The organism is Verrucomicrobiia bacterium (genome assembly GCA_035629175.1).
In the GTDB taxonomy this organism is placed as follows: domain Bacteria; phylum Verrucomicrobiota; class Verrucomicrobiia; order Limisphaerales; family DASXHY01; genus DASXHY01.
In genome coordinates this window covers 18989-31400 of the sequence record DASPIL010000058.1, presented here as the reverse complement: position 1 = coordinate 31400, position 12412 = coordinate 18989, and the positions used below count along the sequence as shown (strand labels likewise).

Sequence of the window (12412 nt, the reverse complement as noted above, 5' to 3'; positions counted from 1 at the left end):
TCCACAGCGTCATAGCGGAAGCGTGAAACAGAATATCGCGCCATGACCAGGTTCAGAACGCGTCCAGATGCGGCCGCCGTGGTCCTCAATGATTTTTTTGCAGATGGATAAACCGAGCCCTGTGCCATGCGCCTTGCCGAACGTGGCAAAGGCTTCAAACAGTTTGCCGGCAATCTCGGGCGCAATCCCCGGTCCGCTGTCTTCGATTTCAGTCAGCACCGCATTTTCCTGGTTAGCGACACGGACCCGGATGACGCCGCCGCCGGGCATCGCGTCGGTTGCATTGTGCAGAAGGTTGTTGAAGACGCGGCGGAGCCGGCGCGGGTCGAACCGCGGACGCACAGTTGGGACGGGTCCGACTTCCAGGCGCGCGTTGCGCATTTCCAGTTCCGGCTGCAAATCGTCGACGAGTTTCTGGAGAAAAGCGTCGTAATCCACGATGCCGAGAATGAGGTCCTTGCTGGCGCCCTGCGTGAAATCAAGAATATCGCCGACGAGATCATTGATGCGTTCAACCTGTTTTCGGATGGTCGTCGAAGAACGCTGGCGGGTTTGCGGCGTGCTGGTATCGAGGCAGCTCAATTCCGCGGACAGGCTGATGATGTTGAGGGGGTTCTTGATGTCGTGAATGATGGACCTGGCGAACCGGCCAACGACGGCAAGGCGTTCGGCTTGGAGGACATCCTGGATGTAACGCTGGTTCAAGTCGCGCAGGCGGCGGCTGATGGCGCGGAGCAACTCCAGGGCGAGCAGGGGAGAGCGCTCGATCTGCAGCAGCAATTCATCGCGCGGGATGAAATACACGACGCAATCTTCCCTGGCGCGCGCGGTCGCTGATCGCGGCTTCACTTCGAGCACCGCCATCTCGCCAAACATCTCGCCGGGCGGAACCTCCGCAAACACCCGATGCTCCGAATCGACCGCGGTGCTGCAGATTTCGACGCAGCCTTGCTTCACGACGTAAACGCCATTGCCAGCATCGCCTTCACGAAAAATGGTCTGCGCTTTCGTGTAGCTTTGTTCGGCAGCGATCCGTTCGAGCGCCATGCGTTCAGCGCCACCGAGCATGCGGAAGGCTTTGCTTTGAGCCAGAGTAACCACGCTGGGACTTTAGGAAAAAAAGGGGAGCGGTAAAGCTCAAGATGCGATTGGCGGGTGCTTCCAAGAAATTCAGTTCTGCAGCGCAGACCTCCGAGTCTGCTGTATCGCCGGGTTTGGAAATTGCGGTCCGGGCGGCCCGGGAGGTCTCTGTGCCGATGCTGGACGTTGGCGGACCTCACGGCTAAGGTCCGTTTCATGAAAACCTTCCCGGCGGCGATCCTCCTTGGAGTTGGCGCGCTCACTTTTCTCCATGTCGCTTTGTCAGCAGCCGAGGTGCGTTCCGTTTCCACAAATACCGTTTCAGTCACGAATGCGCTTCCGCGAACCGACGCCGCGGGAAATCCGATTCGACGCGCTCCGACTGGCCATGTGTCGAACTACGATGAAGCCAGGGTGGGCGAATACACATTGCCCGATCCCCTCCTTTTACGGGATGGGACGCGCGTGAGTGACGCCGCGACGTGGGTGAATCGCCGGCGCCCTGAAATACTTGGGCTGTACCAAACCGAGATTTACGGACGGGTCCCGCAGAGTGTTCCACGAATCACCTGGGAAGTTGCCGAAACGAATGCGACGGCTTTGAACGGATCAGCTGTTTACAGGAAGGTTGCCGGGCATTTTGGAACCAATACAGTTACGCTGCATATCGTTTTGCCAGCCAAGGCCGCCCAGCCGGTTCCTGTTTTCCTGCACCTGACGTTTTTCGGCGCGAGCCCAATTCCCTCTGGCGTCACGAATGATTCAGGGGCGCGCCCGCGGTTCAACGAGACGGGTCCAATTTCTGAAATAGTGAGCCGCGGTTTCGGCTATGCGACGCTGCGTTACACGGATTTCGAAGGCGACTCACGCGCGGGGAGCCTCAGCCGTGTTCGCAAAATGGCGCTGGCGACAACTCAAACTGAACCTGCCGCTGACGAATGGGGAACAATCAGTGTGTGGGCGTGGGGCGCCAGCCGCGTATTGGATTATCTGTCTGCAGACCGCGGCATTGACGCCCAACGCATTGGGCTGATCGGCCACTCGCGACTGGGCAAGACCGTTCTCTGGGCGGGGGCACAGGACCCGCGGTTCGCCCTGGTGTTTTCAAGTTGTTCGGGAGAGATGGGGGCGTCCCTTGCTCGCCGCGATTTTGGCGAAACGGTGGATGACATGGCCGCGAACTTCGGATGGCAGTTCGCCGGGAACTTCCAGAAATATGTTGGACGATGGAACGAGATGCCTGTCGATTCGCATCTCCTGATCTCTCTCATCGCGCCGCGGCCCGTGTTCATTACGGGTGGAACGCAGGATCAATGGGCGGATCCGCGCGGGCAATTTCTCGCAGCGGTGGCTGCTGAACCAGTATACCGATTGTTGGGCAAAACCGGTTTGGGGGTGAAGGAACTTCCGGATCTGGATCAGCCTGTCGTGAACGGCTCAGTTGGATTTCTCTACCATACGGGCGGGCACACGATTACAGCTGAGGACTGGAAAACGTTCCTGGATTTCGCGGATCGGAACCTGGTAATGGCCCGCGGCGGAGAAACAGCACGTTGAACGTGAGAAAGCAGAGTGAGCAGAGGAAGGCGCTAGAGATAAGCCTTTGACCACGGATGAACACTGATGGACACGGATACCGATGCGTCGTTCTCTGCCTCCTCGGCTACCTCTGCGTGCTCCTGTTAAACGACTTTTCTTCACGTCCTTCGTGACCTTCGCTTGAGACAACTTCGTTTTTCGATCCGATGGCACACGACGCGTCGGGAAGAGTTTGTTTCGCGCTGATGTGCGGGGACGAGCAGCGCCCCGTTCCCATCCGGGTTTGGCGCCGCGTTACGTGCTTGCGCGAACTTGACGTTGGCCGGCACGAAAACTAGTGTATCGCCCGGTTGGTGGTCATAGCTCAATGGTAGAGCCCCAGATTGTGGTTCTGGATGTTGCGGGTTCGAGTCCCGTTGGCCACCCCACCTCTTCTCCAAAAGCCGCAGTTTACCACCTAAGCCAGCAGGACATGTTAACCTTCAACTGTTGGCCGCACCGAGCGGCTCTGATTTCAGCACAATCACTTTCCGATGCAGCTCCCGCGCAAGATGTTTTCGGTCGGAGGCAGAGTTTGGATGGGCAGAGAAACGGACAAACGCTCGAACGCCTCGCTTGCTGAGAAGATTCAACATGTGTGGCACGAGGACCATGTCGCCCCAATAGCACACCTCGTTCGCGGGATCTCCGTCGTCGAGTTCGTAACAGATAAATGCCGCGCTGAGATTGGGGCGCAGCCGCACAGCGGGTTCCAACAATGACGATTTGAACGGAAGCACGGCGTCGCCGTTGGAATTCCTGCCCTCGGGAAACAGCACCAGCACCACGGAGTGCTGCAGTGCGGATTCCATTTCAGATGCCACAACCCCGGTTTGATGACGTTTTTGTCGATCGACGAAAACGGTTCCGGCAATGCGCGCAAACCAGCCAAAGACAGGCCAGGCTTTGACTTCGTGCTTTGACACGAACGCCGCGGGAGTCAGTGATGCGATGACCAGGATGTCGAGATAGCTGAGATGATTGCTCACCAGCAATCCGTGCTGGGGAATGTTTCCTGAGGCATGAATGCGGGTGTTGATGACGCGAAGGACGCGCTGCGAGGAAGCCTGCAACCATGCGGCGCGTCGTTCGGGAAGGCAACGCGAGGGTGCGATTCCGCACGTGATGAAATAACGGATGGCTGCGAACACAAGCTCGGCCGACAGCCAAACCGACTTGAAGACGATTCGCAGCCGATGTTTTTTTCCGCGCATCACGAGCGCATTGTTCCTGCAAGGCCCTTCAAGTGTCAGGCGTTCGTTGTCCGGCACGCGTTGTGTTTTGCTTTTCCCGCCGCAGGTTGAGGAGGAAGACAATCCAGTAGATGGGCGCAAACATGATGTATTCCGCGCAACTGACCAGGAGGAATCCAGCGGTTGTGATAAACGACCGTTTGACCTGGCCCGAGGTGCCGAGACGGAACATGTGCCCGACGGAGAACAGGTATTCGTAAGGCATGAAGTTCACGTACTGTCCGACCGGGGCGCCGCACCTGGGGCAAAACTTGTCGTTCAAACCGTGCTCGGTGATGCAGCGATGGCACAAGGGCGTCGCATCCCCGCTTTCAAGATCGCGCGCGACGTCTGAATCCCAGGGATCAGGAGAGAGCGGCGCGCTGGCCATGCGGCGAAACGCAACGGCAACTCCGAACCCAACCAACAACAGAATGGCGGTCCAGCCAACGATCTGTTCCGGGGTGTTCAACGCGAAGTTCATGGATGTGGGAAGGTTCGGGTACACAGTTGCTTCGCTGTTTCATATCGGCAAGGGAAATTCCTCGCCCGAATGCGAGGAGAAGATCTTTCATCAGGCCAAATGGAAAGTCACACGAAGACCCCATCCCGCCGGTTTCCCCGACACTGCCCCGCAGCGCGATCTTCAGATCGCTTCAATGATTGCGCTGGATCGCAGGAAACGCCAGCCCAACGGATTCGCGCCCGCTCAAGCGGCGTAAACGCCGCGCTTTCCAGCAGTGTGGCCTGGGGCAGTGCCAGCATGCACCGCATCGCGCGGGCTCGGTTTCTATCCTTGATTTCCGGGCGCATCGGACGTTTGCTCTGCGGATTCAATTTTTACCGTTAACCAACTGAATTGCACATGGCCTACAAAGATGTCACCCTGCCGGCAGGCGCAAAGATCACGATCGCGAACGGCAAGCTGAACGTTCCGGAGAACCCCGTTGTTCCATTCATTCGCGGCGACGGCACAGGGCCAGACATCTGGGCGAGCAGCGTGCGGGTCTTCGACGCGGCAGTCGAGAAGGCTTACGGCGGCAAGCGAAAGATCTCGTGGTTCGAAGTCTTCGCGGGCGAGGAAAGCTTCAAACGCTTCAACAACTGGCTGCCAGATGACACGGTTGACGCATTCAAGGAATACCTCGTTGGCATCAAGGGACCCCTCACAACTCCCGTCGGCGGAGGCATCCGCTCCCTGAACGTCGCCCTGCGCCAGATGCTCGACCTCTATGTCTGCCTGCGTCCCGTGCAATGGTTTACGGGCGTGCCTTCTCCTGTGAAACATCCGGAAAAGGTCGACATGGTGATCTTCCGCGAGAACACGGAGGATATTTACGCGGGCATTGATTTCGAAGCGGGCAAGGAACAGGCGTTGAAAACCCTCGAGTTTCTCAAGAACGCGTTTCCGAAGGAGTTCAAGAAGATCCGCTTCGGCGAAACGCCGGATGTTGTGGGCATCGGCATCAAGCCCGTGAGCAAGACGGGAACGGAGCGTTTGGTCCGATCGGCCATTGAGTATGCCATCGCCAACAAGCGCAAGAGCCTCACGCTCGTGCACAAGGGCAATATCATGAAATACACGGAAGGGGCGTTTCGGGATTGGGGATACGGCGTGGCGAAGAATGAATTCGGTGCGACGGAACTGGACGGCGGACCGTGGTGCAAAATTCCGGACGGCAAGCCGGGCGCGGGGATTGTCATCAAGGATGCCATTGCGGACATCACGCTCCAGCAGGTGCTCACGCGTCCCACGGATTTCGATGTCATCGCGACCTTGAACCTTAACGGTGATTACCTGAGCGACGCATTGGCGGCACAGGTGGGCGGAATTGGAATCGCACCTGGGGGCAATATTAATTATGTCTCAGGCCATGCCATTTTCGAGGCGACGCACGGAACCGCGCCGAAATATGCGAACAAGGATGTCGTCAACCCGGGATCGGTTGTCCTGTCGGGCGAAATGATGTTCCGCTACCTGGGCTGGGTCGAGGCGGCGGATCTGATCGTGAAGGGTTTGAACGGGGCAATTGGCAGCAAGCGTGTGACGTATGACTTTGCGCGCTTGATGGAAGGCGCCTCCGAAATCAAATGCAGCGAGTTCGGGACGAACATAATTCAGAATATGTGAATGAGTAGTTGTCGGTTGTCCCTTAGTCCCTTGGTCCCTTAGTCCCTTGGTCCCTTGGTCCCTTGGTCCCTTGGTCCCTTGGTCCCTTGGTCCCGTAGTCCCGTAGTCCCGTAGTCCCGTAGTCCCGTAGTCCCGTAATGAATCCGCCACTCATATTGGTTTCGCCGAGCATTGAAAGCGCGGGGGTTGAGTTCGAGGATCGATCGATCAGCCTCTCGGAAGCGTATCCGCGGGCGGTCGCGGATGCGGGCGGAATTCCCCTGACCCTGCCTGTCGGGAAATCCCGTGAATTGATTGCTGAGTGCGTCCGGCGATGCGATGGCGTATTGCTGACGGGCGGCGACGACATCGAACCCTCGATTTACGCCGATGAACTTCCGCCAAAGCTCAGGGCGACTGTGGGAACGACGCCTGATAATGGCGAACGGGACTTCCGAGAACTGATCCTGATCGACGAGGTGTTTCGACAGAAAAAGCCGCTGTTCGCGATTTGCAGGGGGCACCAGTTATTAAACGTGGCACTCGGGGGCACGATGATTGTAGACATCCCATCGCAGGTGCCGGACGGGATCGAGCATCGAAGAATGGACAGCCGCAACGAGGTGGTTCATGAAGTGCGGTTGACACCGCAATCGTTAATCTCCAAGATGACGCGCAAGAAAATTCTGGGCGTAAACAGCACGCATCACCAGGCGGTTGGACGGGTTGCCGGCCCTTTGCAGGCGACGGGAACGAGCGAGGACGGGATTGTTGAAAGCATGGAACTGAAGCCTGACGCGACCGGCATGCTGCCCTTTCTGCTGGCCGTTCAGTTTCACCCGGAGCGGCTGGCGAGCTGTTACGCGGAGCACCGGGCTCTTTTTCGGGCGTTCACCCAGGCCTGCGTGCGGCATCGGACCAAATGATATGAAGGGAAACATTCTCGTCGTTGACGACGCTGCGGACATCCGCGAGTTGCTGGCTGCCATTCTGCGGGACAACTATGATGTCACGGAGGCCGATAGCGGTGCTGCGCTGAAGCAGCTGTTCACGGAGATCCAGCCGGACGTTGTCCTGCTCGACTTGAAACTTCCCGATGCAGACGGCCTGGACCTTCTTCCGCAGATCAAAAAGCAATGGCCTGGAACTGAAGTCGTCGTCCTTACGGGCAATGCCACCTTTGAAGCGGCGGTCGAGGCGACCAAGCGCGGCGCCTATCACTTTCTCAACAAGCCTTTCGACACGCAGGGCCTGCTCGTAACGGTTGAACGAGCGCTTGAACACAAGCAGCAGGGCGAGGAAAACAGTTCGTTGCGCCGCGCGCTGTCCACAATGAGTGGCGGGTCGTCGCCTATCTTTCAAAGCCCCCAGATGCAGGCTGTGGTTCGCACTGTAGAACGCGTTGCGCCCAGCGACGTCTCCATCCTCATCACGGGTGAAAGCGGAACGGGCAAGGAAGTCATTGCGGACCTGATTCACGCGATGAGCCCCCGCAGCAAGGGGCGCATCATCAAGATCAATTGCGCTGCGCTGCCGCGTGAACTGATCGAGAGTGAGTTGTTCGGTTCCGTGAAGGGCGCGTTTACGGGCGCCCATTCGGACCGGGAAGGATTGTTTCGCCAGGCCGAGGGCGGGACGCTGTTTCTCGATGAGATTTCGGAAATGCCAATCGATACGCAGAGCAAGCTGCTGCGCGTATTGCAGGACCAGGAAGTGCGGCCCGTCGGCGGCAAGATCAGTTACAAGACGAATTGCCGGATTGTGGGCGCCACGAATCGCAGAACAGATGAGGCGATCAAGGATGGAAAGCTTCGTGAGGACTTGTTCTACCGGATCAGTGCCATTTCGGTGTTGCTGCCTCCGCTGCGTGAGCGGCGCGAGGACATCATGCCGCTCGCCCAGGCATTCTTGAAACGCTTCGTGGCCCAGGCCGCGCGGCCGATCCGCGGGTTCACCCCTGCCGCGGTTGAGCGCCTGACAGCGTTCGACTGGCCCGGCAACGTCCGCCAGCTGCAGAATGAAATCCAACGCGCGGTGTTGTTGTGCGAGAGCAACGACATCGATGCGAGCGATCTTTCGATCACGAGCGCGCGCGCGGAATCCGAGCAGGCGATGGACACCAATTTCACGCTGCTTGAGGGCGTGGAGCGTAATGCCATCGTGCAGATGCTCAAGGAAACGGGCGGCAACAAGCTTGAAACTGCCAAACGCCTGGGCATCGGGCGCCAGACGCTTTACAACAAGATCAAGGCGTACGGCATCGATGTGTAGCCGCTCCCGTGCAGAGCGCCGCAGACTTCCCTTTTGGATGACCTGCGGCTGAATCGAAGGTTACCAACCATCCGGCGCGGCGGGATTTCGGCGCGTCATCCGTTTAGCCCAGACCAGCTGGCGCACGGTTCTGAAGGATTTGGAAGCCGGCCTAAAGCAGCGGGCAAAACTCCCCCACGCGCGGCCACGGGAGTTGCGGCCTCGCCCGTTAACTGATTGAACGGCAGTGGGCCTTGAGGGTCGAAAGAGGATTCACCAACAACAGGAGTTTCCATGAAAATCCGCTCGTCGGTGCTGGGAGGAGTCGCGTTTCTCGCTGTTTTGATCGGACTTCTGACTTGGACAAATGCGCGGCGGCCCGGGCCTTCAATCAAAAGCGACGAGGCCGTCGAAATGGAAACCGGAACTGAGGGTTCGTCGATCGCAGACGCCGCTGCGGGTTCCGCATGGGCCAGCGATCAGAACGTCCCGGACTTTATCATCCCATTGCCGTTGAGCACCATCTTCACAGATGCCGAGAATGGCACGTGGCAGCGGGACGACGCCTACAAAAACATTCCACGCGGTGACCACGTGTTGGGGGGTATTCCATTCAAGCTGGAGGGAATGTTTCAACTGCAAGGGATCGGATCGGAGCAACGCCGACGCGGTTACCGATCAGCGATTTCAGTTCCTTTGACCGTCGCTGGAGTTTCCGAAACCAACGTTGGAAGCGTTCACCTGTTAGGCGCAACGCGCTATGAATCTTCAGCAGGAACGGCGGCGGCAGACCTGGTCTGGCATTATTCGGATGGAACTTCGCGCCGGTCAGCAATCGCTTACATGAATGAGATCCGGGACTGGATACGCGAGCCCTACGAAAATCCGGCGCGTCTGACCTATCCCTACTCGAAAGTCGTTTGGGCGGAAGTGGATTCGCAACCTGCACGATGGCGACGGTTGTATCGGGTGAGCCTTGCCAACCCCGAACCTGCAAAACCCGTTACGCGACTGGAATGGGTGAGCGCCAGGCGAATGGCGACCCTGTTTGTCATCGCCATAACTCTCGATTCCATGCCGCCCGGCCATCGGATGGACGCGTCGCCTGATCTTGAGCCCGGGGATCTTGAACCACCCGCGCAATTGGAACTCGTGGTGCAATCGGCTGCTGGAATGCCAGTTTCCAGCGCGAGGGTGCGGATCGAAACGCGCGCATCGGATCGTTCGCCTCCGGCCCGATCTGAAATGCCGACCGACGAGTTTGGCATCGCTGCGGTGCGTTTTCCACCGCGGCAATTGAGCTCGCTCGATCTTTCCGTGAGTCATGACGAGCATGGCGGACGCAAGATTCGTTGGAACCTGGAGGCAGGGGACGAGATTCCTGCACGTCATGTGTTGAAACTCGGGGGAGGCGTTCGCATAGGCGGGTTTGTCGTGGATTCTGCCGAAGTTCCCATCGCAGGGGCGCAGCTTGCGTTTCACCGGTTTTGGAGTGGGGGAGACGATGACCCGAGGGCGGCGCGGGGCGAAAGTCCGGATTTTCCGAACAGCGTCGTAATGACCGACGCGCGGGGTTATTGGACGATTTCGGGACTTCCTGAAGATTTGTTGCATAGAATCGGCTTTACCGTTTCACATCCGGAATTTCTTTCCACGAACTTCACGGTGGGAAATCCGGCCAGCACGGAGGGGCAACTGAGAAAACTGGAGTTTACGGCCAGGTTGACCCGCGGCGTGCCAGTGCGCGGTCGCGTGATTGACGGACAGAATGTTCCAGTCGCAGGCGCAACCATCTGGCTTGGGCTCAGACATTATCGGGAGCGGCAGGAAGTAACAACCGCGGCGGATGGCTCCTTTGACTTCAAGAAGGTTTACGAAGGATCCACGCCGTTGACGGTGATGGCGCGACGGTTTGAAACTGTCACAACAAACATCGTGGTGCGTCAGGGACTTTCTGAGATCGTGGTACAGGTGCAGGCCGGTTCACTGGTGAGGGGGCGGGTGCAGAATGAAGCGGGCGAGCCGTTGCCGGAAGCAAGGGTGGGACTGGACGGTGAACTGGGCTCCCAGGGGCCGGGGGTCATCGAGTTCACGACCACCACAGATCAGGCTGGAGTTTTCGAGTGGGACAGCGCCCCGCGCGACACCATGACGTTCTACATTTTTGCGACGGGCTACGAAGCCATGCGCAATGTGCCCGTGCCACCCGGTGAGGAAAAGGTGATCACGATGCGGCGCGCACGGACGATTGAAGGAGTCGTCCTGGACGATGCGACTGGCCAGGCCGTGACGAACTTCAATGTGCGGGTGGGGACGCGCAGTGGGGACCGTGTCTACGGCATTCTGATGCGCAAGGAGTTCAATTCACCTGAAGGACGATTCGCGATGACCCTCGATGAGCATAGTCACAATGCCATACTGGCCGCCGCGACTGGGTATGCGGATTCGGTCGAGTCGTTTCCAGCGGGCGGGGGCGGCGTGATTCAGCTGACCATTCGAATGAAATCCACGGGCGTTCTTGAAGGAGTCGTGATGACACCGGACGGGTTGCCTTCGGCAGGCGCCAGTGTGGCGATGGTGGCCGCTGGCAATGATCCGGGGATGAACATTCAAATCCGCAATGGAAGGATAGAATCCCATGGAAGCGCGAAAGTGGCCGTCACGGATGCGAACGGCCGTTTCAAGCTTACGCTCACGGCGACAGCGGGAAGGCTGGCGGCGTTGGGTACGACGGGATTTGGCTGGGCGTCCTTGGAAGAGGTGCGCAGCAACGGCAAGATCCAGTTGCAGGCCTTTGGAAGGATCGAGGGAACGTTATCCATCACAGGAAAGCCCGCCGCCGGCCATGAAATGCTGTTTTCGATGATGTCCTCCGGAGTAATGCCTGATTATGAAACGCATCAGGTCAAAACGGATGAACAAGGCAGTTTCACGATGGAACGCATTCCACCGGGTGAAGGGTCCATTGTCCGGATGATTCCAATCGGTCAGGGGACCCGCATGTTCAGCCATCAAACCCCAGTGACGATCGAAGCGGGCCAGACAACGCGAGTGCGCCTGGGTGAATCAGGCGGGGTTGTTTCGGGAAATATTCGCTGGGAAACGCAGCCCCCCGATGCAGGAGCGCTCGTCATCAGCGGGACGCTGTCCTCCAAGATGCCCCCGATTCCGCAGTTCGGATCTGCGGAGGAGGCTCGGGCATTTTTGACTTCGCCTGAGTTCCAAACGGCCCAACGCGAGCGCCGCACTTATGCAGTTGCGGCCAATGCGGATGGAAGCTTCACGGTGGATTCCATCACGCCCGGCGAGTATGTGATTCGAGTCACGGCCACTGCGAAGAGGGAGGGCTCATTTACTGGCGAAATCGTGGCCCAGGGCGAAATCACCGTCACCGTGCCGGAGAATGCTCATCCAACGGTGACGCTTCCCGTGGGCGATATTGTCCTTCGTTCGATGCCGACGGCGCCAACGCCGGCCCCATCGCGATGAAACTTTTTGTCATGCCGAGCCAGCGCTCGTGATGAATCGCTGCATTTGGGAAGAATCGCCGCAGTTCCGCCTTCCGCACAAAACGCAGTTCGTCTGCGAGAGCTTTCAGGTCCTTGTTGTCGCCGCTCCGCATTAATCCACGCAAGGAAACGTGTTGAATCAATCGTTTAGCCATCGGCCACGGCAACCAGTGAACAAACGGCGCGAGGAAGTGGGGTTCGAGGAAAAACCAGCGATTCGGCGTCTGCAGGAACACGCGCTTGCCGACGCGATTAATTTCAGCTGAAAACCTTCGCTGGTCTTCAAATGAACCGACGTGTTCGATCACGCTGTTCGAGTAAACGATGTCGAAACTCTGATCGGCAAAGGGCATGGCGCAACCATTGCCGATCTCTGAGCGGAACCGCCCTGAATTCACCTGCCAGCCGGGAGGATATTCGGTGTTCAGGAATGTGATCGGGGATAGGATCGGCACAGACTCCCAATTGCATGGGTAGCCGCCGAGGTCGAGAATACGGGTGGCATCCATGGGCTGCATGTTCCGCAGGAAAAACTGCCAGCGTCTCTCGCGGAAGGCGTCTTGCCGCAGCAGGCGATACAACTGGTAAATCCCCAATGCCATGCGACGCCTAGCTTCCGGTTTCCAGGATGAAGATCGATACAAATTTTTCGA

At 58.3% G+C, this 12412-nt stretch carries 9 protein-coding genes and 1 tRNA gene; 6 read left to right on the top strand and 4 right to left on the bottom strand.

Annotated elements, in window-relative coordinates; genetic code table 11:
- Positions 1–9: 9 nt before the first annotated feature.
- Positions 10–1101, bottom strand: coding sequence for an ATP-binding protein (locus tag VEH04_09305; GenBank protein HYG22966.1), 1092 nt, complete (start codon positions 1099–1101; stop codon positions 10–12).
- Positions 1102–1296: 195 nt separating this feature from the next.
- On the opposite strand from VEH04_09305, the gene VEH04_09300 reads away from it, so the two are divergent.
- Together VEH04_09300 and VEH04_09295 are read left to right on the top strand one after the other, a co-directional pair.
- Complete coding sequence (locus VEH04_09300) at positions 1297–2637, top strand: acetylxylan esterase (GenBank protein HYG22965.1); 1341 nt, start codon at positions 1297–1299, stop codon at positions 2635–2637.
- A gap of 335 nt (positions 2638–2972) precedes the next feature.
- Positions 2973–3047 (top strand) — tRNA-His (locus VEH04_09295).
- Positions 3048–3101: 54 nt separating this feature from the next.
- Here the strand turns inward: VEH04_09295 and VEH04_09290 are convergent.
- Complete coding sequence (locus tag VEH04_09290) at positions 3102–3929, bottom strand: lysophospholipid acyltransferase family protein (protein ID HYG22964.1); 828 nt, start codon at positions 3927–3929, stop codon at positions 3102–3104.
- Positions 3901–4398 (bottom strand): hypothetical protein, encoded by a 498-nt coding sequence (locus tag VEH04_09285; protein ID HYG22963.1) that lies wholly within the window; start codon positions 4396–4398, stop codon positions 3901–3903. The genes VEH04_09290 and VEH04_09285 overlap by 29 nt, the downstream gene beginning before the upstream one ends.
- Before the next feature lie 357 nt (positions 4399–4755).
- Here VEH04_09285 and icd point away from each other — a divergent pair, with 357 nt between their 5' ends.
- The 4 genes from icd to VEH04_09265 all read left to right on the top strand — a co-directional run bounded on the left by icd (position 4756) and on the right by VEH04_09265 (position 11739).
- Complete coding sequence (gene icd / locus VEH04_09280) at positions 4756–6021, top strand: NADP-dependent isocitrate dehydrogenase (GenBank protein HYG22962.1); 1266 nt, start codon at positions 4756–4758, stop codon at positions 6019–6021.
- A 137-nt stretch (positions 6022–6158) separates the two neighbouring features.
- Positions 6159–6926, top strand: coding sequence for a gamma-glutamyl-gamma-aminobutyrate hydrolase family protein (locus VEH04_09275; protein HYG22961.1), 768 nt, complete (start codon positions 6159–6161; stop codon positions 6924–6926).
- Between the two features lies 1 nt (position 6927).
- A complete protein-coding gene (locus VEH04_09270) occupies positions 6928–8271 on the top strand; it encodes a sigma-54 dependent transcriptional regulator (GenBank protein ID HYG22960.1) in 1344 nt (447 codons plus the stop codon).
- A gap of 273 nt (positions 8272–8544) precedes the next feature.
- Positions 8545–11739, top strand: coding sequence for a carboxypeptidase regulatory-like domain-containing protein (locus VEH04_09265; GenBank protein ID HYG22959.1), 3195 nt, complete (start codon positions 8545–8547; stop codon positions 11737–11739).
- Here the strand turns inward: VEH04_09265 and VEH04_09260 are convergent.
- Positions 11639–12361, bottom strand: a complete 723-nt coding sequence (locus VEH04_09260) for a methyltransferase domain-containing protein (protein HYG22958.1) — start codon at positions 12359–12361, stop codon at positions 11639–11641. The genes VEH04_09265 and VEH04_09260 overlap by 101 nt on opposite strands.
- Positions 12362–12412: the final 51 nt, after the last annotated feature.

Excerpts from the sequence above, each read along its gene's own strand:
- VEH04_09300 (HYG22965.1), top strand. The coding sequence starts at position 1,297 with ATGAAAACCTTCCCGGCGGCGATCCTCCTTGGAGTTGGCGCGCTCACT.
- icd (HYG22962.1), top strand. The coding sequence starts at position 4,756 with ATGGCCTACAAAGATGTCACCCTGCCGGCAGGCGCAAAGATCACGATC.
- VEH04_09275 (HYG22961.1), top strand. The coding sequence starts at position 6,159 with ATGAATCCGCCACTCATATTGGTTTCGCCGAGCATTGAAAGCGCGGGG.
- VEH04_09270 (HYG22960.1), top strand. The coding sequence starts at position 6,928 with ATGAAGGGAAACATTCTCGTCGTTGACGACGCTGCGGACATCCGCGAG.
- VEH04_09265 (HYG22959.1), top strand. The coding sequence starts at position 8,545 with ATGAAAATCCGCTCGTCGGTGCTGGGAGGAGTCGCGTTTCTCGCTGTT.
- VEH04_09260 (HYG22958.1), bottom strand. The coding sequence starts at position 12,361 with ATGGCATTGGGGATTTACCAGTTGTATCGCCTGCTGCGGCAAGACGCC.